Annotated in this window: 14 protein-coding genes; 9 read left to right on the plus strand and 5 right to left on the minus strand. The window is 59.9% G+C overall.

Annotated features, from left to right (window positions below):
• Positions 1-69 precede the first annotated feature (69 nt).
• The 3 genes from E9677_RS24180 to denD are packed head-to-tail and all read right to left on the minus strand — an operon-like array spanning position 70 to position 3,729.
• A complete protein-coding gene (locus E9677_RS24180) occupies positions 70-1,854 on the minus strand; it encodes an IlvD/Edd family dehydratase (RefSeq protein ID WP_136560617.1) in 1,785 nt (594 codons plus the stop codon).
• Positions 1,841-2,749, minus strand: coding sequence for an NAD(P)-dependent oxidoreductase (locus E9677_RS24185; protein WP_136560618.1), 909 nt, complete (start codon positions 2,747-2,749; stop codon positions 1,841-1,843). Before E9677_RS24185 ends, E9677_RS24180 begins: the two co-directional genes overlap by 14 nt.
• On the minus strand, positions 2,746-3,729 hold the full coding sequence (denD, locus tag E9677_RS24190) for a D-erythronate dehydrogenase (RefSeq protein ID WP_136560619.1): 984 nt from the start codon (positions 3,727-3,729) through the stop codon (positions 2,746-2,748). Before denD ends, E9677_RS24185 begins: the two co-directional genes overlap by 4 nt.
• 162 nt (positions 3,730-3,891) lie before the next feature.
• Between denD and E9677_RS24195 the strand changes: the two genes are divergently transcribed.
• The 6 genes from E9677_RS24195 (at position 3,892) to E9677_RS24220 (ending at position 10,305) form a co-directional block, all read left to right on the plus strand.
• Complete coding sequence (locus E9677_RS24195; protein ID WP_168801338.1) at positions 3,892-5,349, plus strand: FAD-binding oxidoreductase; 1,458 nt, start codon at positions 3,892-3,894, stop codon at positions 5,347-5,349.
• Positions 5,350-5,382: 33 nt separating this feature from the next.
• A complete protein-coding gene (locus tag E9677_RS24200; protein WP_136560620.1) occupies positions 5,383-6,111 on the plus strand; it encodes a FadR/GntR family transcriptional regulator in 729 nt (242 codons plus the stop codon).
• Positions 6,112-6,267: 156 nt separating this feature from the next.
• A complete protein-coding gene (locus E9677_RS24205) occupies positions 6,268-7,437 on the plus strand; it encodes a fumarylacetoacetate hydrolase family protein (RefSeq protein WP_136560621.1) in 1,170 nt (389 codons plus the stop codon).
• 7 nt (positions 7,438-7,444) lie between these two features.
• Entirely contained in the window at positions 7,445-7,978 is a 534-nt protein-coding gene (locus E9677_RS24210) for a TRAP transporter small permease (protein WP_136560622.1), read from the plus strand.
• The gene (locus E9677_RS24215) at positions 7,978-9,255 is read left to right on the plus strand and encodes a TRAP transporter large permease (RefSeq protein WP_136560623.1); all 1,278 of its coding nucleotides are present in this window, start codon (positions 7,978-7,980) and stop codon (positions 9,253-9,255) included. The genes E9677_RS24210 and E9677_RS24215 overlap by 1 nt, the downstream gene beginning before the upstream one ends.
• A gap of 45 nt (positions 9,256-9,300) precedes the next feature.
• Entirely contained in the window at positions 9,301-10,305 is a 1,005-nt protein-coding gene (locus E9677_RS24220) for a TRAP transporter substrate-binding protein (RefSeq protein ID WP_136560624.1), read from the plus strand.
• Positions 10,306-10,384: 79 nt separating this feature from the next.
• Here the strand turns inward: E9677_RS24220 and E9677_RS24225 are convergent, their stop codons facing one another.
• Positions 10,385-11,314, minus strand: a complete 930-nt coding sequence (locus tag E9677_RS24225) for a DMT family transporter (protein ID WP_408014778.1) — start codon at positions 11,312-11,314, stop codon at positions 10,385-10,387.
• Positions 11,315-11,637: 323 nt separating this feature from the next.
• Between E9677_RS24225 and E9677_RS24230 the strand changes: the two genes are divergently transcribed.
• Positions 11,638-12,294, plus strand: a complete 657-nt coding sequence (locus tag E9677_RS24230; protein WP_136560625.1) for a response regulator transcription factor — start codon at positions 11,638-11,640, stop codon at positions 12,292-12,294.
• Between the two features lie 5 nt (positions 12,295-12,299).
• Here the strand turns inward: E9677_RS24230 and E9677_RS25680 are convergent, their stop codons facing one another.
• Complete coding sequence (locus E9677_RS25680; protein WP_235883092.1) at positions 12,300-13,184, minus strand: sensor histidine kinase; 885 nt, start codon at positions 13,182-13,184, stop codon at positions 12,300-12,302.
• Between the two features lie 111 nt (positions 13,185-13,295).
• Here E9677_RS25680 and E9677_RS25685 point away from each other — a divergent pair, with 111 nt between their 5' ends.
• Positions 13,296-13,652, plus strand: a complete 357-nt coding sequence (locus E9677_RS25685) for a hypothetical protein (protein WP_235883093.1) — start codon at positions 13,296-13,298, stop codon at positions 13,650-13,652.
• 400 nt (positions 13,653-14,052) lie between these two features.
• Positions 14,053-22,608: peroxidase family protein (locus E9677_RS24240; RefSeq protein ID WP_136560627.1), on the plus strand; the 8,556-nt coding region annotated here is incomplete at its 3' end.

Here is a 22,608-nt window from a genome sequence, read left to right on the forward strand (position 1 = left end):
TCTCCGCAGACGGTTCCCGCTGAAACTTCTCCCAGGCTTGATTTCACAGATCTTTTGGTAAATGCGCCGTCAGTGATTGTGACGGGGCGGTGTCTTGGAGATCTGCCTGAAGTTTTCCGCGTCGCGAATAGTGGCGCCGTCTGCGAGTTGCGTCACCGTTTGCCGATAGAGCCGCTGCCATGGCGTCGCGTCCTGGGGCACCGCCGGGATCCCTTCGGATTTTCTCCTCGCTATCTCGGCTTCATCGACGAGCATGTCGCAGCGGCCTTGATTGAGGTCGATGCGAATGACGTCGCCAGTCCTTACCCAGGCGAGGCCACCACCGGCGGCACTTTCGGGCGAAGCGTTGAGAATGGATGGGCTGTCCGCTGTGCCGGACTGTCTGCCGTCGCCAATCGTCGGCAAGCTCAGGATCCCGCGCTTGATCAGGTGATCAGGCGGCTGCATGTTCACCACTTCGGCCGAACCCGGCCAGCCGAGCGGACCGGCACCACGGATGACCAGGACGCAGTTCTCGTCGATGTGGAGACTTGGATCGTTGATCCGGTGGTGGTAGTCCTCCGATCCGTCGAAAACGATCGCGCGGCCCTCGAAAATGCCCTCGCGTCCTTTCTCCTGGAGGTAGCGCAGGCGGAAACCTTCCGAAATCACGCTCGTCTTCATGATGGCGAAATCGAAGAGGTTGCCTTTCAAGACGATGAAGCCCGCACGTTCGCGCATGGGTTCGCCGTAGGGTTTGATCACATCGCGATCGGTCGCCTCCCTGCCGTCCAGATTTTCAGTCATGCTTCGACCGGTGACCGTGAGACAGCTCCCGTCGATCTTGCCGGCCTGCATCAGCTCCCACATGATCGCCGGTACGCCGCCGGCTCGGTGGAAGCGCTCGCCGAGATAGGCGCCGGCGGGCTGGACATTGGCCAGAAGCGGAATGTCGTAGCCATGAACCTGCCAATCCTCGGGCAGGAGCTCGACGCCAGCATGTTTTGCCATCGCCATCAAATGCGGCTGGGCATTGGTCGAGCCGCCGATCGCGGAGTTGACGCGAATGGCGTTGAGAAAGGCCTCTCGGGTCAGAATATCCGAGGGTCGGACATCTTCCAGGACCAGCTCCACCGCGCGTCTGCCGGTGCGATAGGCCATCTGGCCACGTTCGCGATAGGCCGCAGGGATTGCAGCGCAACCTGTCAGCGACATGCCGAGTGCCTCGGCGATCGCGTTCATGGTCGATGCGGTGCCCATGGTGTTGCAGTGGCCAACTGAGGGGGCGGAATCGAGCGCCCGCTCCAGAAACTCTTCGCGGGTGATTTCACCGGCAGCGTATTTGCGTCGGGAACGCCAGATGACCGTGCCGGATCCGACCAATTCGCCGTCGTGCCAGCCGTCCAGCATCGGGCCGCCCGACAGCACGATGGCCGGGAGATCCACTGTCGAGGCGGCCATCAGGGCGGACGGCGTGGTCTTGTCACAGCCCGTGGTGAGAACGACGCCGTCGAAGGGGTAGCCATACAGCAATTCGACAAGGCCGAGATAGGCGAGGTTGCGGTCGAGTGCCGCGGTCGGACGCTTGCAGTTCTCGAACAGGGGATGCGAGGGAAACTCGATCGGGATGCCGCCTGCATCGCGAATGCCGTCGCGCACGCGCTTGGCGAGATCGAGATGATGGCGATTGCAGGGATTGATATCCGATCCGGACTGGGCAATGCCAATGATCGGCTTGCCGGAGCGCAACTCCTCCGGCGTCGTGCCATAGTTCATGAAGCGCTCGAGATAGAGCGCAGTCATGTCGAGATGATCAGGGTTGTCGAACCAGTCCTGTGAGCGCAGCCTGCGTGTCGGCTTTTCAGTTTCGGTCATCTGCGGCACCTTTGCGGTGGTTGATCTTTTCAAGGTGGAGAAGAAGCGCGCTGTGGTCCAGTTCGCCGTTGCCTTCGGCCACGAATGTCTCGAAAGCCTGTCGGATATCTTCGGTCAGCGGTAGCTCCAGACCGAATGCTTCGGCCATGGCCGCAACGGCATTCAAATCCTTCAACTGCAGGCGTGAAAGGCCTCCCGGCGCGAAGTTCCGCTCGACCATGCGCTGGCCGTGCAGTTCAAGGATCCGGCTCTCGGCAAAGCCGCCGCGGATCGCTTCCCGGAATTTTTCTCGCGATGCACCGCCCGCTTCGACCAGCATCATGGCTTCAGCAACAGCACCGATGGTGATCGCGACGATCTGCTGATTGGCGAGCTTGCAGATCTGACCGGCGCCCGAGGGGCCGACATGGGTGACACGGCCAAGCGGTGCAAAGACCTCGGTGAGGGCCTCGATGGCAGCGGCGTCTCCGCCGGCCATGATTGCAAGCGTCCCGGCCTCGGCGCCGACGACGCCACCGGAAACAGGAGCGTCGACATGAGCGACCCCGCGATCGACGAGTTTCGATGCATGGTCTCGCGCGATCGGTGGAGCGATCGACGACGTGTCGACGACGACGGCGCCTTGCTTCAGAGCTTCGGCAACGCCTTGCGAGAACAGCACGTCGGTAACTGCCGCGCCGTCCGACAGCATCGTAAAGGCGATGTCGGCGCCATCGACTGCGTCGGTCGGGCTCACTGCGACCGATGCGCCGAAGGACACCAAGGCTTCCGCCTTGCGGAGATCACGGTTCCAGACGGTCACCGGGAATCCGGCAGCGAGTAGACGCCTTGCCATCGGGGCGCCCATTAGCCCCGTGCCGAGAAAGGCGATCCGTCGAGTTGCTGTTGCTGTCACAGGTTTCCTCCCAGTTCATCCTCGATGTGAACGCGGATGATCTCGTCGAAAGAGTTCTCCGCGGTGAAGCCGAGCGCGCGTGCACGGGTCGCTTCGAAACCGGGCGCCCAGCCGGCGCAGATACGCATGATCATCTCGTCAGGCTCGCGACGGATGAGCTTGACGGCTTTCTCACCGGCAACGCGACGCAAGGCCTCGATCTGCTCGCCCACCGTGGCACTCAGCCCCGGCATGGAGAGATTTCGTCTTGGGCCAACCTTCTCCAGATCGATGGTCGCGCCGTGGATGAGGAAGCCGACGGCCGAACGTGGTGATGCGTGCCAGTGACGCACATCGTCGCTCACCGGCAGGACGGCTTCCTGCCCGACGAGAGGCTCTCGGAGGATATTGGAGAAAAAGCCCGACGCGGCCTTGTTGGGTTTGCCGGGGCGAATGCAGACGGTGGGCAGCCGGATGCCGATGCCGTCGAAATAGCCCTTCCGCGAATAGTCCGACAGCAGCAGTTCGCAGATCGCCTTCTGCGTTCCGTAGCTGGTCAGCGGCGTCGTGTGGAACTCGTCGGGGATCGGGTAGGGCAGAGGGGCGCCGACGACGGCGATCGAGGAGGTAAAGACGAGCCGCGGACGATAGCCATCGGCCAGATGGGCGAGACGGATTGCTTCGAAAAGGTGGCGCGTGCCGTCGAGATTGATCCGGTAACCCTTCTCGAAGTCCAGTTCCGCTTCGCCCGAGACGATGGCGGCGAGATGAAAGATCACGTCAGGGCGAGAAGCGATCAAGGTGTCCGCGGAGCCCGGCTCTGACAGATCCAGCGTCTGAAGCGACACCTTCCCGGCAAACGCATTCGGCGCTTCCGGCGCAACGACATCCACGAGTGTCATCGCATCGACGGTCTGCCCGGCCAGGACACGATCCCTGGTAAGGCGTTCTGCTAGTTTGCGACCAACCATGCCGGCCGCGCCGATGATGAGCACTTGCATTTTCCGAATCCTCCCTTGGCATTCATCCGCCCGGCCAAACGATCAGACAAGGTCGGAAAGTCAAAAAATCAATTGTAAGGTTGTCTGATAACCTTATATCATCGGCTTGAAAACCCAAATCTTGGAGGTTCACCCGGTCTCGGGTGTCGAGGAGCGCGAGCGATGCAGGCTGCAAATAGCCAGATGAGTGCCAGCGGATCGCTGGACGTGGTGGTCAACGCCCTTACCGCGGCATTGGGGGAAGACCTTGTTCTGAGCGGTCAGGCCATAGAGCGCTTCTGCCGCGACTGGCACGGTGATGTGACGACCGGTGCCGTCGCTGTCGTTCGTCCTCGAACGACAGCGGAGGTCTCTGCCGCCGTTCGCGCCATTCGTACCCTCGGTCTCACCATCGTCCCGCAGGGCGGCAATACCGGGCTGGTGCTCGGCTGCACGCCGGACGATCCGACCCGCCAGGTCGTCGTCAGCCTGGAGCGTATGACGTCCGTCCGGCGGATCGACGCGGACGATTTCTCCGCCGTCGTCGAGGCTGGCGTGATCCTCTCGGACTTCAAGGACCGAGTGGAAGAGGCGGGTCTCTATTTTCCGCTGGCCCTGGGCGCGCAAGGATCCTGCCGGATCGGTGGCAATGTTTCGACCAATGCGGGCGGTATCAACGTGCTGCGCTACGGTATGACGCGTGAATTGGTGCTGGGGCTTGAAGTGGTGCTGCCGGATGGCTCAATCTTCGACGGCCTGTCGACGCTGAGGAAGGACAATCGCGGCGTCGATCTCAAGCAATTGTTCATTGGAGCCGAGGGAACGCTCGGGATCATCACGGCCGTTTCCGTGAAACTCATGCCGCCGGCTGAGAAGGTCGCGACGGCTCTTGTCGGTCTGGCTGCGCTGTCGGATGCAATCGAGCTCTATCGCCGCGCACGGCGCGATTGCTGCGATCTGATGTCCGCCTTCGAATTCATGCCCCCGGTCGCCTTCACTCTGGCGCAGGAAGCGATCCCCGATCTTGCGATGCCCATGAGTGCCGATTATCCGGCCTATGTGCTGATGGAGATCTCTGGCTCCGGTCTCGTCGATATCGACGACCTCATGCAGCGTTTCCTCGAGGGGGTGATGGAGGACGGTCTGGTGCTTGACGGCGTGATCGCAGCCTCTCGCGGTCAGGCGAAGAGCCTCTGGCTGTTTCGGGAGGGAATGAACGAAGGACAGGCCAAGCGTGGCGCCCACCTGCGAACAGATGTCTCAGTGCCTCTGTCGCGTCTCGCGGCTTTTGTCGAAACGGCGGAAGCCGCCGTCATGGCGCATCTGCCGGATTGCACCTGCGTATCCTATGGCCATGTCGGCGACGGCAATGTGCATCTCAATGTCCTGCCCCCCGGCGGGCTCTCAGCCGGTGAGGTGCAGCAACGCATCTATGCGGCGAAAAGCGTGATCAATGCGGTGCTGGATGATTTTGCCGGCTCGATCAGCGCCGAACACGGGATCGGTCGCCTGAAGAAGGCCGACTTCCTCTCGCGCCTGCCTGCTGTCCAGCGACAGTTGCTGACGGCCATCAAGCAGGCCATCGATCCGGACTGGATCATGAACCCGGGTTGCCAATTGAATTCCGATACGGATTCGTGAAATACCGGAGCGGTGGCAAGGAGACCAGCAGGTATGGCGATCGACCTCGGGCAGATCAACTTTGGACAAATCAGGCGCAGCGAGCACTTGCCTGCCCGCATCGCCGCCCAATTGGCCGAGGAAATCAGCCAGGGGCGCCTGAAGCCGGGCGAGCGTCTGCCGACGGAACATGTCCTCGCCAAGACGCTTGCCGTCAGCCGTTCAGTCGTCCGGGAAGCGATCGCGCAATTGCGCAATGAAGGCCTTGTCGAGACCCGGCAAGGTGTGGGCGCATTCGTCAGCGAACCCTCCGCCCGGCCGATCCGGATCAAGGATGGCGAACTTTCTGCACCGCAGAGCTTTCGGGCGCTTTTTCAGTTGCGTGTGCCGCTTGAAATCGAGGCCGCTGGTCTGGCGGCCGTCCACCATACGGCCGATGATCTCGCCAAGATCGACGACGCGCTTTCGCATATGACCGGGGCCGCCAAATGGACGGAGCAGGGGATCGTCGCGGATCTCGCCTTCCACCGGGCGGTCGCGGAAGCGACGCACAATGAGTATTTCGCACTTTTCATCGGTTTCATTGCCGAGCGGATCAGTCTTGCGATCAATGCCGCTCGCTCCCGAGCCGTTCTAGAAGAGATCGTGGAGGTAACGATCGCGGAGCATGTTCGGCTGAGGGATGCGATCGCAGGCCGCAATGGGGTCGAGGCGCGCGAGGCGATGCGGGCCCATCTGCATGGGGCTGCAAGTCGTATCGATCTCAGTCTCGAGCAGTTCTGACAGCCGAGCCGACAGGCGGGTTGTCCACAAGACGGTGATACGGGGTAGACAGTCTGAAATTCTGACCGTAAGAATGCCATTCGAGAGTTGTCAGACATCCTGACAATAGGGCAAGGCGACGACAGTCGCAGCCCAAGGACAGGGAGGAGGTCCGTCTTGCAGTCTGGAGTACATCTGGAATCCGCTTACATTCTGCCGGAGGACGCATCGGAAGCGCTGCTCGTCGGTCGCGTCTGGTCCAATGCCGCCGGCGGCCCATGCGTGGTTCTCGTTCGCAACGGTGATGTGCTTGACCTGACGGCGATTGCGCCGACGGCTTCCGGCCTGTTTGAGATCGAAGATCTGGCGGAGCGCCTGTCATCGCAGAGCGACCTTCCGGTACTCGGTACTCTCGACAGTTTTCTTTCCGGTGATGCTGGGCGCCTGCTTGCGCCAATCGACCTGCAGGCGGTCAAGGCCGCTGGCGTAACCTTCGCCGACAGCATGCTGGAGCGTGTGATCGAAGAACAGGCCAAGGGCGATGCTGCCCGTTCCCAGGCAATTCGTGAAAAGCTGGCGCCGGTGCTGGGCGACAGCCTAAGGGGCCTTGTCGCAGGGTCGGAACAGGCCGCCAAGGTCAAGGCTCTGCTGCAGGACATGGGTCTCTGGTCGCAGTATCTCGAAGTGGGGATTGGTCCGGATGCCGAGATCTTCACCAAGGCACAGCCGATGTCCTCGGTCACCTGCGGTGATACCGTCGGCATTCATCCGATTTCGCAGTGGAACAATCCAGAGCCCGAAATCGTTCTTGCAGTTCGTTCCGACGGCAAGATCATAGGCGCGACGCTCGGTAACGACGTCAATTTGCGGGATGTGGAAGGCCGTTCGGCACTCCTCCTCGGCAAGGCGAAGGACAACAATGCGTCCTGCTCGATCGGGCCTTTCGTGCGGCTCTTCCACGGCACGTTCACGATGGATGTGTTGCGGAAAGTGCGGGTTTCGCTGCTTGTGCGCGGGGAGGACGGCTTCGAGATGACGGGGGAAAGTCCGATGGAGGCCATTAGCCGCGCGCCGGAAAATCTGGCTTCCCAGTTGCGCAATCGAAATCATCAATATCCCGATGGTGCTGTTCTGTTCCTTGGCACCATGTTCGCTCCGGTCAAGGATCGCCGTGGCGTCGGTCTCGGCTTCACCCATGAAGTGGGAGACCGCGTCGAGATTGCCACGCCGAAGCTCGGACGGCTGGTCAACTGGGTCGATCGCACGGATGCCTGCCCGGAATGGACCTTCGGGACGCGTGCGCTTTTCCGCAACCTGGCCCAGCGTGGCCTGCTTGACGAGGCATGAGGTCCGTATGACCAGAGCTGTCGATCTCTTCTACAAGTTTCTTGAATTGCTGCTGATCCTGCTCTTGTCCGGCATGGCGATCATGGTTCTCTTTAACGTTATCCTGCGCTACGGCTTCAACTCTGGCCTGACGGTGTCGGATGAGATGGCGCGGTACTTCTTTGTCTGGTTGACCTTCATCGGTGCCGTCGTCGGGTTTCGCGAATACGGGCATTTGGGTGTTGAAAGTCTGGTCGCGCTGTTTGGTCGGCGCGGTCGGGTGATCTGCATGATTTTGTCCAACCTCCTAATAGTCGGCGTTTCGGCGATCTTCTTCTGGGGAACCTGGAAGCAGTTGCCAATCAATGCCAGCATGAGTGCCCCCGTGACGGGCCTATCCATGGGATGGGTCTATGGTGTCGGCTTCTTCACCGGCGCCGGCTGCAGCCTGATTGCGCTTGAGCGCCTCTTCCGCCTGCTGACGGGGCGGGTCACCGAAAGTGAAATCGCGGCCTTTGCCGGCGAACACCAGGGTGTCGAAAAGCTGGTGGAGCGCGCCTGATGACTCTTCTCGTCTTCATAGCCTCTCTCCTCGGCGCCATGGCCATCGGCGTTCCCGTCGCCTTCGCGCTTATGTTCTGCGGCGTGACGCTCATGTGGTACATGGGCATGTTCAACAGCCAGATCATCGCGCAGAACATGATCGCAGGCGCAGATACGTTCACGCTGCTCGCCATCCCGTTCTTCGTTCTAGCCGGAGAACTGATGAATTCCGGCGGCTTGTCGCGCCGTATCATCGAATTCGCCATCGCCTGTGTCGGACATATCAGGGGCGGCCTCGGCATCGTTGCCATCATGGCGGCGGTAATCATGGCCAGCATCTCCGGCTCGGCGGCTGCCGATACTGCAGCTCTCGCGGCTATCCTCATTCCGATGATGGCCAAGGCCGGATACAACGTGCCGCGCTCCGCCGGCCTCATTGCATCCGGCGGCATCATTGCACCGGTTATCCCGCCGTCGATGGCATTCATCGTTTTCGGCGTCGCGGCGAATGTCTCGATCACGCAGCTCTTCATGGCCGGGATCGTGCCCGGCATGTTGATGGGGATCGCGCTTGTCATCGCCTGGCAGATCGTGGTGCGGAAGGACAATGTTCTGCCCTTGCCGAAGGCTCCGGCGAAAGAGCGGTTGCGTGTCACCGGGCGTGCCGCTTGGGCGCTCGGTATGCCCGTGATCATCCTAGGGGGGATCAAGGCCGGGGTGGTGACACCGACAGAAGCGGCTGTCATTGCCGCGGCCTATGCCATGTTCGTCGGTATGGTGATCTATCGTGAGCTCAAGCCGAAGGATCTGCCGCGGGTCATCCTCCAGGCGGCCAAGACAACCTCGATCATCATGTTCCTGGTATGCGCTGCGCTCGTGTCTGCATGGCTGATCACCGCTGCCAACATTCCCGGCGAGATCACGCGCTACATCGAGCCCCTGATCGATCGCCCCATGCTGCTGATGTTCGTCATCATGGCGCTGGTGCTTGTGGTCGGCACCGCACTGGACCTGACGCCAACAATCCTGATCCTGACACCTGTGCTGATGCCGATCATCAAGCAGGCGGGCATCGACCCGGTCTATTTCGGCGTCATGTTCATCATGAACTGCTGCATCGGCTTGATCACACCGCCCGTCGGAGTCGTGCTCAACGTTGTCAGCGGCGTTGGACGTGTGCCGCTCGGCAAGGTGATTACGGGCGTCACGCCCTTCCTGCTGGCACAGGTCCTGGTGCTCGTACTGCTCATCATATTTCCCGACATCGTCATCGTACCGGCACAATGGCTACGGTGAGGAAGACGTTCAACCAACTCATTTCAATCCAAGGGAGGATACACCATGAGGAAGATACTACTCGCAACGACAGCAATGGCATTTGCCGTTTCCGGAGCCGTTCCGGCCTTCGCCGAATTCAACGAGCGCACCATTCGCGTCTCGAACGGCATCAATGCCGACCATCCGGTCGGCAATGGTATCGAAGCAATGCAGAAGTGCCTGGATGACAAGTCCGGCGGCAAGCTGAAGCTGCAGGCCTTCTGGGGCGGTGCCCTCGGCGGCGACCTTCAGGCGACGCAGGCCTTGCGTTCCGGCGTTCAGGAAGCTGTGGTAACGTCGTCATCACCGCTCGTCGGCATCGAGCCCGCGCTCGGCGTGTTCGATCTGCCGTTCCTTTTCGGCAGCGCCCAGGAAGCCTACACGGTTCTCGACGGTGACTTCGGCACGATGATGAACGAGAAGATGGCGGCCGTCGGTCTCGTCAATCTCGGCTACTGGGAAAACGGCTTCCGGAACCTTTCGAACTCGGTTCGTCCGGTCACGAAGTGGGAAGATTTCGAAGGGATGAAGGTTCGCGTCATGCAGAACAACATCTTCCTCGACACCTTCCAGAACCTCGGTGCCAACGCGACGCCGATGGCATTTGGCGAAGTCTTCTCGGCGCTCGAGACCAAGACCATCGATGCGCAGGAAAACCCCTATGTGACGATCGACACCTCGAAGTTCTTCGAAGTGCAGAAGTATGTCACCGAGACTAATCATGCCTATACGCCGTTCCTGTTCCTCTTCTCCAAGGCGATCTTCGACACCTATACGCCGGAAGAGCAGGCAGCCTTGCGCGAATGCGCGACGGTCGGTCGTGACGTCGAGCGCAGTGTCATCGCCGATCTCAACAAGCAGTCGCTGGAAAAGATCAAGGCCGCCGGCCTCGAAGTGAACACGCTGTCCGATGAGGAGCAGGCGCGTATTCGCGAGAAGTCGATGGTGGTCTACGAGAAGCACAAGGAAACGATCGGCGCTGACGTGGTCGACAGCATCATGGCGCAGCTCGCCGAAATCCGGAAGTAACCTCCCTGGTCGTGGCTCTCCTTAAGGAGCCGCACCAGAAGAAGCCCGCAGCGAAATTTCGCTGCGGGCTTTTTGCTTTCTATTCTGGAACGGAGGGCAGGACCGCGTCGCGTTTCTTCAATTGCTGCTCGCGGAAGAAGATGAACAGGCCAGAGCCTACGATGAGCGTTGCGCCGACCAGCATGGTCAATCTCGGGACTTCGTTGAAGAAGAAGTAGCCGAACACCACGGCCCACAGCAGAAGCGTGTATTGTAGCGGAGCAACCGTCGCCGCGTCCGAAATCTTGAGCGCCCGGTTGACCAGCATGTGGGCGCCCATCGCGACGACGCCGAGCAATCCGAGCAACAGGATCTCCGTCATCGAGGTGAGAGGCGTCCAGTCGAACGGAGCAAAGACAAGGCCGGCAAGCGCCGCTCCGCCGGTCTGGAACAGCACCAGGGTCTTGTCAGGCGTTGCCCGAAGGCTGCGACCCGACAACATCATGAAGGCGAATGCTGCCGTGCCGATGATCGAGATCAGGGCGGGCATGGTGAACATCGCACTCGACGGCTCAAGAGTGATGATCACGCCGATGAAGCCCACAGCAATCGCCGACCACCGTCGCCAGCCGACCTTCTCGCCCAAAAGGAAGGGCGCTGCCGCCGCTACGTAAATCGGAGCCGCTAGCCAGTAAGTCATGACATCTGCCAGCGGCAGGTACATGACCGCATAGTAAAAGCAGAAAAGTTCCAGGGTCGAGAAAATGACCCGCATCAGCTGTAGCCCCGGCCTCTCTGCCTCGACGACCGGTTTCAGGCCGGCCATCCAGAGGAAGGGCGCAAGGATGAGCAGTGCGGCGATGCTTCGGATCAGAATGACCTGTCCGAGGCCAAAACTCGCGACGAGCCACTTGCCCATGGCATCGTTCAAGGCAAACAGCAGCATGCCGAGCAGCATGACTGCCGGGCCTGCCATGCCGGCATATCGCCAGGCGCTTCGCCCGCCGTCGTCGTTTGTACGTATCGTCATCACTCCTCCCGAGTAGACCTGAATTATACGTCGATTTTGTCATGTTGCCTGACAAATTTCGCCTGTTTTGTCCGATCAACGAACGAATGGCAAGCTGGAAAAGAAGATGTCGCCCACACCTCTCGGGTGAACTCGAAGGCCTTCTCCGCATAGTCAAATATTTGAATATTTTGATTGATTCTTATTGCGTTGCGGCCGACGAAATTGTCCTTGAAAGCTCGCGCTTACACCAAAAATGACCGCGCGGTAATTAACCGAAACTTAATCATGCGCTTTCTGATGTGTGTTACGTATGTTACTTATATCCCCAAGGAGGTAGGGGTATGCTTGTACGTGTCGCGTTTGTAGATGATCATCCGATACTGTTGGAGGGCCTTGTTAGCCTATACAACACGAAGGCCGACCTTGATGTTGTGGCCATGGGCCATACCACCGTCGATGCTTTGAATATTCTTGAAAATCATCGTCCCGACGTCATCGTCATGGATCTGAGTATGCCGGGCGATTCATTCGCGGCGATCGATCTGATACTGGCTTCCTACCCCGAAACCAAAGTTATCGTCTTCACGGCCTCCAGCGCCATCCAGCCGGCCGTCGAACTCATCGAGGCAGGTATCAGCGGCTACGTTCTCAAGGGAGCGTCGTCGTCGGACCTCCATCACGCAATCATCAGCGCCTATGGCGGGGAGACGTACATCACCCCCGGTTTCGCCACGAAGGTCATCGTGTCGATGAAGACGGCGGAGCTGCGCCGGAAGGCACAGCAGCCCGAGCGGCTCCATCACCGTGAGGAACAGATCGTGAGTGGTTTGCTCAAGGGCCTTACGAACCGGGAAATCGGGCTCAGCCTCAACATCAGCGAAAAGACCGTCAAGCACTATATGACCTCGCTGATGAGCAAGCTCAATGTCCGCAACCGTGTGGAACTCGTGATTGCCGTGAAGAACCGCACGTCTCCGCGGGAGCGCATCGCGAGCTGAGGATCTCAGTCGTCGTTGCCGATCGGCAGGCTCGCGATCGCAAAGGAGCCATTTCGGCGTGGGAAATAGCGCATCCGGCCACCAAAGCTGCGAATACGTCTTTTCTGGCTGACCTTGCCCAGGCGGGCCCGCTGCACCTCTCGTTTCGACGGCAGGACAGGACGTTCGCCAATATCGACCACCGCCACGAAAAGCCGCCCACGTTTAAAGCTGCAGCGAACCATATGAGAGTTGCTGTTGGCGTGACGATAGCTGTTCATCAGGCCCTCCAGAACGAACCGGTAGAGGCATATCGACAGATCCGGAATACGCAGTTCCATCCCTACGCTTCCAATCAATGAGGTGTCTCGCCCGGTGATCTCGAGATAGCGCTTGGTCGCCAGCTGGAGCGCCTCGTCGATAGTCGCGTGTTCGAGTTCCGGAAGCACCAGGCCTGCGGATAGATTTCGGACCTCATCGAGAATATTGCCGACCAGATCCAGGATCTTGGTGAGAGCATCGCGGGTCGTCGGTGAAACGTCTGGTCGCGGCGTGACCAGGTCGCTCAATCGCAGTTTCACAAGCGTGAGCAATTGCACGGGGCCATCATGCAGATCCGCGCCGATCTGATCCAGAATGCGTTCGTTCAGCTTGCCGGCCTCGATACGTGCATTATCAGCCAGAAGCCGAAGGCGATTGTTGTCAACGGACAACTCGATGGCGTTTCGCAGGCTTTCTCTCAGCGTTCGCCGCTGCTGTTCGATGAGCCGTGCGCCCCGTCTCACGACAAGATAGAGCAATGACAACATGGGCACTGACAGAAGAAACACACCAACCATGGATGTATGTCGGGTGTCGGCGATCTGACGTTCGAGGACTTTGGACTCTTCGTAGATTTCACCTGCCAGCAAGACTTCGCCCTCGGAAGACGTCAAGAGGGGACCATAAACCTCCAGAAGCGATTGGGATGCCTCTTCGTCGCTGTATTCATGCTTCTCGTCAGTGGTCCGGGAGACGACTGTGTGTCCGGCGAGGGCCTGTTCGAGCTCGTCAAAAATGATGAGTTCGTCGTTGGACGCGCCGGGCGGATAGATCTGCCGGCCATCGGCGGACCAAATCTTGATGTTGATGATCCGCTGCCCTGGTGGGCCCTGGCCGATCAGGTTGGCGATGTTGCTTCGAAATGCGTCATCGAAACGAAAGTCGCCGTTCGCCGACCGTTCGATCAGGGGCGCGACGAGGGTCTGCATTCGAACCGCGCCCGCAGCACCGGCCGCATTCTGGGCGGCCTTCTCCACCTGGGCGGCGACAAAAAAGCTGACGCCGGTCATGAGGCCGAAGACGATCAGGGACGCAGCAATCAGAAACTGAGCGGATAGCGACAGGGAACCGAGCCTGTGCAAAAGGCGCTGGACCGGTGAAGTTGCTGGCGATTCAATCTCGTTCCTTATTGACTTGGTGTGCATTACACCAAGCCGATCTCTGTCTCGTTCGGCTGCATTTCACCCCCCCTATGTCTTCTGCAGATCCGCAGTATTGTTCTGCAGTTTCCGACTTCCCGCTTTGAATTAGATTCATGCACGCTCAAGATCTTGTTGTCGACTGTCATCAGTTGATGTTCAGACCAAGGTCTGAACCAAGATTGGACTTTGATCCGACATTACGCGGGACCAAGTTCCCTTCCGGTTTTTCTTACATGTGCAACTCTGCTCTCCTGACAAATCCCTGACAGGACGTCTTAGGGAAGAACATCGGAGGCGGGGGCACCCCGGTATAATCATGGTCCAGGTCAATCAGCACGATCTCGAATTTATCCTTCGCCAAATCAAGATCGCAGAAGCGAACTCGATCGCACATTCGGGCACAAACGCCTCAGCACTGACCAATATCTGGATCGATGAACTCGGCAATGTCGTGCCGCAAGGCACGACCGGCGCGACGCTCGCGATCAGTGCGGAACATGTGCCCTACGGCCTGCGCACCGTGGACGGCAGCTACAACAATCTCGGCGAAGGCCGTGAGAACTGGGGGGCGGCGGATCAGCCGTTCGAGCGCTTGCTGGAACAGGGCTGGCGCGTCGAGACGGACGATACGATCACGCTCGTGACCGGTTTCGGGCAGACCGGCCCGACCTTTACTACACTGGGCAACAGCACCTATTCTCCAACGGGCGCCGTGGTCGATGCGGATCCGCGCCTTATCTCGAACCTGGTCGTCGACCAGACGCTTGCCAATCCGGCGGCGATCTATACGGCACTCGTCCAGTCCGGCTATTCCGGCGACGTCATGGCGGCCGTGACGGCGATCCGCGCCGAATTCACGGCTGCGCTGGGGATCGCGAAAGCGAACAACGCCCTGCTTCCGACGGCCCAGCAAAAGACTGTCGCCGTGCTCGCCGCAGAGGTGACGGAAGTGCTTGCCTCAGACCGCCCGGCTTCTCAGGCGGGTCCAGCCTTTGAGGGCCTGGAAAGCCGATACGGCCTGACCTTCGACGGCCCGTCCGTGCTTCTCGAGAACGTTGCTCCGGATGAAGGTTTGTCCGCGCCCTACAATTCCTGGTTCACTCTGTTCGGCCAGTTCTTCGATCACGGGCTAGACCTGGTCGAGAAAGGCGGCAACGACAAGATCTACATTCCTCTCTCGCCACAGGATCCGCTCTACGTTCCGGGCAGTCACACGAACTACATGGTGCTGACCCGGGCGCCACAGCAGCCCGACAATTTCACCACGCCGTTCGTCGATCAGAACCAGACCTATTCTTCGGTCGCCTCGAAGCAGCTCTTCCTGCGCGAGTACAAGCTGGTCGACGGCAAGCCGATGGCCACCGGCCACCTTCTGGAAGGCGCCAAGGGCATTGCCACCTGGGCGGAGGTCAAGGCTCAGGCGCGTGACGTTCTCGGGATCAACCTGACTGACGAATATGTCGGCTCGGTACCGATGTTCGAGATGGACGCCTATGGCGAATTTGTTCGCGGCACGAACGGCTTCCCGCTGCTCGTCACGGCGAACGGGACTGTCCAGGGGAACCCCGCAAATCCGATCAGCCTCGCCAATGCCGTGCTGACAGGGCATGCCTTCCTAGACGATATCGCCCACAATGCCGTGCCAGGTCTCGTCGATCATGACCGCAGTCCGGCAACCGCGCCCGTCCTGAAGACGGCTGATACTGATACCGCGATCGGCAACGCAATTCCGCTCAACAATGTCGGGCAAGCGGTCACGTATGACAACGAGCTTCTCGATGCCCATTTCGTCACCGGTGACGGACGCGGCAACGAGAACATCGGCCTGACGGCAGTCCACCACATTTTCCATTCCGAGCACAACAAGATGGTGGATCAGGTTAAGGCCCGTGCCATCGAGGCGGCCCAGGCCGGTGACCTTAACTTCCTCAACGAATGGCTGTCGACAAGAGTCCAGGCTCTGCCGCAGGACCTCAATACGCTGAAATGGGATGGCGAACGTCTGTTTCAGGCCGCTCGTTTCACCACGGAAATGCAGTACCAGCACCTGGTCTTCGAAGAATTCGCCCGCAAGATCCAGCCGGATATCGACGTTTTCGTCTTTAATCCGTCGATGGACATCAACCCGGCCATCTTTGCCGAATTCGCGCATGTCGTTTATCGTTTCGGCCATTCGATGCTGAACGAGACAGTCGATAGCGTCAGCGCCACGGGCGCCAAGACCTCCATGGATCTCTTCGACGCCTTCCTGAACCCGGTTGCCTATGCGGACGGGATCACCGCCGACCAGGGCGCCGGCGCCGTCATTCGTGGCATGACAGGCCAGGTCGGCAACGAGATCGACGAATTTGTCACGGACGTTCTGCGCAACCATCTGGTCGGCATTCCACTTGACCTGCCGGCTCTCAACATTGCCCGTGGGCGTGAAACAGGCATTCCGAGCCTGAACGCGGCGCGCGCGCAGTTCAAGGAGATCGCCAACGGCGACACGCAACTCGACCCCTACAAGAACTGGGTCGACTTCGGGATGAACCTGAAGAACCCCGCCTCGATCATCAACTTCATCGCCGCCTATGGCACGCATTCCTCACTGACCGGTCTGGTGGCTGTGACGCCCAGCCAGCAATTCCCAACGGGCTTCCGGGAAAAAACCGCCGAGGAAAAGCGCGACGCAGCGATGAAGCTTGTTTTAGGGGATGATACCCTCACGGCTCAAGCTAAGGTCGACTTTGACGCAGACCGTGCCGCGTTCCTCAACGGCACCGGCGCCTACACCAATCTTGGTGGCCTGAACGACGTCGATCTTTGGATCGGCGGCCTGGCGGAAAAGAAGATGGCCTTTGGCGGCATGCTGGGCTCGACCTTCTCCTTCGTCTTCGAACTGCAGCTCGAGAACCTGCAGAACGGTGACCGGTTCTACTATCTGTCCCGTACTCAGGGCCTCAACCTGCTCAACGAGCTGGAAGCCAATTCGCTGGCTGAACTCGTCATTCGCAACACCGATATCGGCGAACTCGGCTATGCGGTGCCGGGTGATATCTTCTCGGTTCCGGACCATGTCCTCTATGTCGATCCGCTTCAGCAGGCGAAGTGGGCAGGCCCCGACCCGGTCGGGGGTGACCCCTTCCAGAACGCGCTGTCGCCCATGGTGCAGCGGGGCACCAACTTCCTCCAGTTCAACAGCCTCGACCATGCGCTGATCCAAGGCACGGACGATGACGACATCATCATTTCCGGTGGTGGCGACGACACCGTCTGGGGCCGGGGAGGCAACGACCGTATCGAAGCCGGCTATGGCGTTGACAAGGTCCATGGTGGTGAGGGCGATGATATCATCACCAACAACGGCACAGATATCGGCGAAACCGACTTCCTGATGGGTGAGGAAGGCAACGACGTCATCCACGGCGGCTCCGGCCTGGCTCTTGTCTTCGGCAACCAGGGATCGGACGTCCTGATCGCCGGTCCCGACGGCAAGGAAATGTTCGGCGGCGAGGGCAACGACTTCATGCTCGGCGGCGAAGGCAGCGACTTCCTGCTCGGCAACGAAGGCGACGACTGGATCGAGGCCGGCAATGGCTTCGACACGACAGCGGGCGACAACTCCGAGCTCTTCTTCAATTCGACCATTCTCGGACATGACGTCATGTTCGCCGGCGAGAACGAACATGACTTCGACGCCGAATCCGGCGACGACATCATGGTGCAGGGCGAAAGCGTCATGCGCAATGAAGGCATGTGGGGCTATGACTGGGCGATCCACAAGGGCAGCACGAAGGCTGCGGATGCCGATCTGTTGCGGCCGATCTTCACGACGGAGCAGCAGGACATCCTGCGCAACCGCTACGATGCTGTCGAAGGTCTCTCTGGTTACAAGCAGAATGATGTCCTGAAGGGCGATCATCGTGCCACAGCCTTCCCGTCGATACCGGACCCGGAAGCCGAGCCAGGTGCAAACCTCGCCGGTGCCGAGAACACGATGGTCAATCATCACCTGAGCCAGGCGGGCATCGATCGCATCGCCGGCCTGCGTGAATTGCTGGGCGATCTCGTCCAGGCGTCAAACACGGTCGGAGCGGCAGCAAGAGAAGCCGAGATCGCCTTCGACGACGGCAACATCCTGCTCGGCGGTGGCGGCAGCGACCAGATCGAGGGACGTGGCGGTGACGACGTTATCGATGGTGACGCATGGCTGAACGTTCGTATCCGGATCACGACCCCTTCGGGTGTCTACACGGCCGACAGTCTGGCGGGCCCGGTCCATCAGCAATCCCAGCTGGTGAATGGCGAGATCCCCGCCAACACGCCTCCGGCCTTCGGCGGCAAGGCTCTTTCGGATCTGCTTCTGGAACGGACAATCACGCCCGGCCAGATGGAAATCGTCCGCGAGATTGTGGATGGCGGGCAGGTTGGTGATACGGACATCGCCGTTTATTCGGATATCCGCGCCAATTACGACATCAGCCAAAATGATGACGGCAGCTTCACCGTCACTCATGTGGCTGTCGATCCGGCGGGCACACTCGGTCTGGTCAATTCCGACGGCGTGGACCGCTTGAGGAACATCGAAGTGCTGCGATTCAACGACGGGGATGTGGTGCTAACGCCGCCAAAACTCGAATTGAATGGCTTCGATCCGATCAACCGGAGCTTCGCCGACAATTTCAACAGCCGTTCCTACGCGAACAACAACGGATCTGACAGTTTCAACAGTGCATGGGCCGAGACCGGTGATGGTGCTGCAGATGCACTCGCCGGGAGTGTCCAGGTCACTGCAGTCGGGACGCTCGCATTCTCCAGCGGCAACGCTGACAATGCGGCTGTGACGCGCAGCGTCAATCTGCTGGGTGCTTCGTCGGCGGTGGTCACTTTCGATCTTTCGGATACCAATGTCGGTGGCTTCTTCAGCTTCGACAACGAAGAGATTCTATTCGAATTCGCGGCAGATGGAACGAATTTTGCAACGTTGCGCACTTTCAACGGCAGCAATGGTGGGCCGATCACGGTCAGTCTGCCTTCGAATGTTCCCTTCGGTCCAGATGCTGCGATTCGTTTTCGTGCGAACAATTCGCTCGACGCGAACGAGTCCTTCATCATCGACAACGTCAATATCAACGCCGTCTTCAATGCGCCGGCTAATCCTGCAACTGTTGATGTTGAGACCACCTATGTCGAAAACGCACAGGCTGTCTCGATCGGCTCGTTGCCGAAGATCACCGACAACGGCACGACATTGGCTTCGGCGCGGATCGTTCTGACCAATGCCAAGCCGGGCGACATTCTTAGCACGCAGGGCATGCCCAACGGACTGAGTGTAAACCAGGTCAGTGCTGGCGGTTCAACAACCTTGACCATCAGCGGCACCGCTTCTTTGGCAACGTATCAAGCCGCCATTCAAGCGGTCGCTTTCCGCAACAGTTCAGAGGCGCCCGACACCACGCCTCGCGTGATCGAGGTCACGGTGAACGATGGCTTCTTCAACAGCAATGTGGCCACGACGACAGTGGACGTAGTCGCCGTCAACGACGCACCAAACGTCTTCGACGAAAACATCGTCACGAACATCGCGGGTCCGATCACGATCCCGTCCTGGATGATGCTGCGGAACGACAGTGATCCAGAGGGTTCTGTGCTGACGATCACCGGCGCGTCCGAAAACGACACCGGTTTCGGCATCACGTTCAACAGTGGCACCGTGGTTGCAACACGGACCAACACCGCGAACCACAACTTCACCTATACGGTCAGTGATGGTGCGGCGACATCGAACGGGGACGTCCAGATCAACTGGGATACCGCAGGTACGATTTCCGGCAGTAACGGCGCGGATATCATCCTCGGCGACGGCCAGAACAGCACATTCGACGGGAATGGCGGAAACGACCTGATCATTGCCGGCGGCGGCAATGATACGATCGATGCCGATACGGGCAATGACGAAATCATCTGGAACGTCGGTGACGGGCGCGATTTCGTCAACGGCGGAACCGGAACCGACACCATGACCATCAATGGTGACGGTACGGACGAAGTCTTCCGCGTCTATTCGCGTGTCGCAGCGCTCGCCGCAGGTATGACCATCAGCGGCGCGACGGAGATCGTGATCACCCGCGGCGGGACGGCAAATGCCAACATCATCGCCGAACTCGACAATATCGAAGAGATCGTCATCAACACGGGTGCAGGCAATGACCAGGTCATTCCGATCGGAAACTTCAACGCGACAAGCCTGAGCTTCAATACGATCACGATCAATGGTTCTGCCGGCAACGATATCGTCGACATTACCGACCTCGCTTCGGCACACCGCATCCTGTTCCGCTCTGCCGGTGGCCAGGATACGATCATCGGGACATTGCGGGCCCAGGACGTGGTCGAGATCCCGGAAGGGGCTGATCCGGCGAGCTACAGCGTGACTGTCAACACCAACGGGACGAAGACACTCTCGAACGGGTCGCATTCGATCACGTTCTCGGGCGAAACGCCTCAGCTCGCGACGCCTGGCGACCATTCGGAGGACGAAGGAGACGAGCCCGGCTCTGTGACGGGTCCAACCGGTCCCTTCGAATACACGGCCCGCGACATCCAGGGCATCACCAACCTGCTCAACGGTCTTCCGGCCTTTGCCGGCGACGATGACACGGTGGGTGCTGGCGGGGTTCGCGATCTCTCGGGCAATGGCAACAACATCGACAACCCGGCCTTCGGCGCCGCGGATGAACCCTTCATCCGCCTGACCGAAGCCCGCTACGGTGCCGGCGTCGAGACGGATGCCCAGGGCAATACCATCAACCGGGCGCTGAACCCGATCTTTGATGGCCTGGACCCGCGCGCCATCTCCAACGCGATCGGTGCGCAGGAGGCAAACCTGCCGAAGGCGCCGAACGACGCCAACATCTTCTTCATGGCCTTCGGTCAGTATTTCGATCACGGCCTGGATTTCCTGCCCAAGGGCGGGGCTGGCAAGGTCATCATCGATGGTGTCGACATACCCGGCCCGACGGCTGCAAACTTCACGGACCTCACCCGCGGATCGCTCGCCAATCCGCTCCAATCGGCAACCGATACACCGGAGCACCTGAACAAGACCTCTCCCTATGTCGACCAGAACCAGGTTTATGGCTCCAATGCCATTGTCGGACAGTTCCTGCGCGAAAGCGATGGCAATAACGGGGTGGGTTCACGCATCCTGATGGGGCCGGAGGATCCTTCGGCGCCGGGCTTCGATCTGATGTCGACGCTGCGCGAGTTGCTCGACCATCACAGGGCAGAGGGCACGCTGTTCAAGGGCGCCGGCTTGCCGGCAGGTGGCGTCACGATCGATGCCTACTACCCGACGCTGTGGAACGGCGAGACCGGGTCCTACGATGCGGCCACCGTGCGCCAGCTTGCCGGTGACTTCATGGGCTCGAGCCATGCATTGCTTCTTGATGCCAACCCGATCATCGACTTGCTCGACCACTATGTCGGCGGTGATGGCCGTGCGAACGAGAACTTCACGCTGACCTCGATGCACACCATCTGGGCACGCAACCACAACTTCCATGTGGAGAAGTTGAGTGCTGCCGGCTTCGTGGGGACGGCTGAAGAGCTCTTCCAGGCTGCGAAGATGGTCAATGAAGCCGAGTACCAGCGCGTCGTCTTCACCGAATTCGCCGACTCGCTGATCGGCGGCATTCAAGGCAATGGCAGCCACGGCTTCGAAGCCTACAACGACCAGGCCACGGCGAGCATCAGCCACGAGTTCGCGGCAGCCGTCTATCGCATCGGCCACTCGCTCATCGGTGACACCGTGAGCGTCAAGGGACCGGACGGCGAGACCTATTCGGTCAACCTGTTCGACGCCTTCCTCAATCCGACCAACGACGTGTTCACGCCCGAGCAGCTCGTGCAGTTGCAGGCCATGGGCTACGATCCGCAGCCTGGCTATGAACAGCTCGGAACCGGTGCCATCCTGTCGGGCATTGTCGAGCAACCGGCAGAGGATGTCGACTTCAACGTCGTCGATGCCGTGCGCAACGATCTCGTGCGCATCCGTGCCGACCTCTTCGCCTTCAACGTGGCCCGCGGCCGCGATGTCGGTCTCGGCACGCTGAACCAAGTCAAGGCCGATCTCCAGGCCTCGACCGATCCATATGTCAAGTTCGCGGTCGACTTCCTGGAAGCCAATGGTCGGTCGATGAACCCATATTCGAGCTGGCAGGACTTCCAGCAGCGCAACGGCCTGAGCAATGTCGTGATTGCTCAGTTCATTGCGGCCTATCCGGATCTCATTCTGCAAGCCAGCCAGATTGAGGCTTTCAAGGCGATCAATGGAAACATCGTGACCGTGCAGGGAGACGGCACGGGTCTGGTCAAGGGCATCGACCGCGTCGATCTCTGGGTCGGTGGCCTTGCCGAGAAACACTTCAACGGCGGCATGGCCGGCGATACCTTCTGGGTCGTCCTGCACGAGCAGTTCGACCGTCTGCAGGAAGCCGACCGCTTCTACTACCTGGAGCGTTTCGACAATTTCGATCTCTACGAGAACTTCATCGACGGTCAGGGTTTCTCCGACATCGTCGCCCGCAACACCGGCCTGATCGGCTTGCCGGAGGATATCTTCTCCAGCGATCTCGAAGACGGTCCGGACGACGGAGCCGGCGACGATGACAACGACGACGACGATGCTGGCAATGGCGACGACGACGGCGATGACGATACTGGCGCCATTGATGACGGCGGTGACGACGACGATGCCGACAACGATGACGACGCTGATGGTGATGACGACGGCGCTGGATCCGGTGATGGAGACGATGAAGACGATGAGGATGACGATGATGCGGGCACCGGCGGTGGCGTAACACCGACCCCGGTTCCGGTGGCCGCA

The sequence above is a fragment of the Peteryoungia rhizophila genome (assembly GCF_004912145.1).
Taxonomy (GTDB): Bacteria; Pseudomonadota; Alphaproteobacteria; order Rhizobiales; family Rhizobiaceae; genus Allorhizobium; species Allorhizobium rhizophilum.

Excerpts from the sequence above, each read along its gene's own strand:
- E9677_RS24200 (WP_136560620.1), top strand. The coding sequence starts at position 5,383 with ATGGCGATCGACCTCGGGCAGATCAACTTTGGACAAATCAGGCGCAGC.
- E9677_RS24180 (WP_136560617.1), bottom strand. The coding sequence starts at position 1,854 with ATGACCGAAACTGAAAAGCCGACACGCAGGCTGCGCTCACAGGACTGG.
- E9677_RS24210 (WP_136560622.1), top strand. The coding sequence starts at position 7,445 with ATGACCAGAGCTGTCGATCTCTTCTACAAGTTTCTTGAATTGCTGCTG.
- E9677_RS24215 (WP_136560623.1), top strand. The coding sequence starts at position 7,978 with ATGACTCTTCTCGTCTTCATAGCCTCTCTCCTCGGCGCCATGGCCATC.
- denD (WP_136560619.1), bottom strand. The coding sequence starts at position 3,729 with ATGCAAGTGCTCATCATCGGCGCGGCCGGCATGGTTGGTCGCAAACTA.
- E9677_RS24195 (WP_168801338.1), top strand. The coding sequence starts at position 3,892 with ATGCAGGCTGCAAATAGCCAGATGAGTGCCAGCGGATCGCTGGACGTG.
- E9677_RS24220 (WP_136560624.1), top strand. The coding sequence starts at position 9,301 with ATGAGGAAGATACTACTCGCAACGACAGCAATGGCATTTGCCGTTTCC.
- E9677_RS24225 (WP_408014778.1), bottom strand. The coding sequence starts at position 11,314 with ATGACGATACGTACAAACGACGACGGCGGGCGAAGCGCCTGGCGATAT.
- E9677_RS24230 (WP_136560625.1), top strand. The coding sequence starts at position 11,638 with ATGCTTGTACGTGTCGCGTTTGTAGATGATCATCCGATACTGTTGGAG.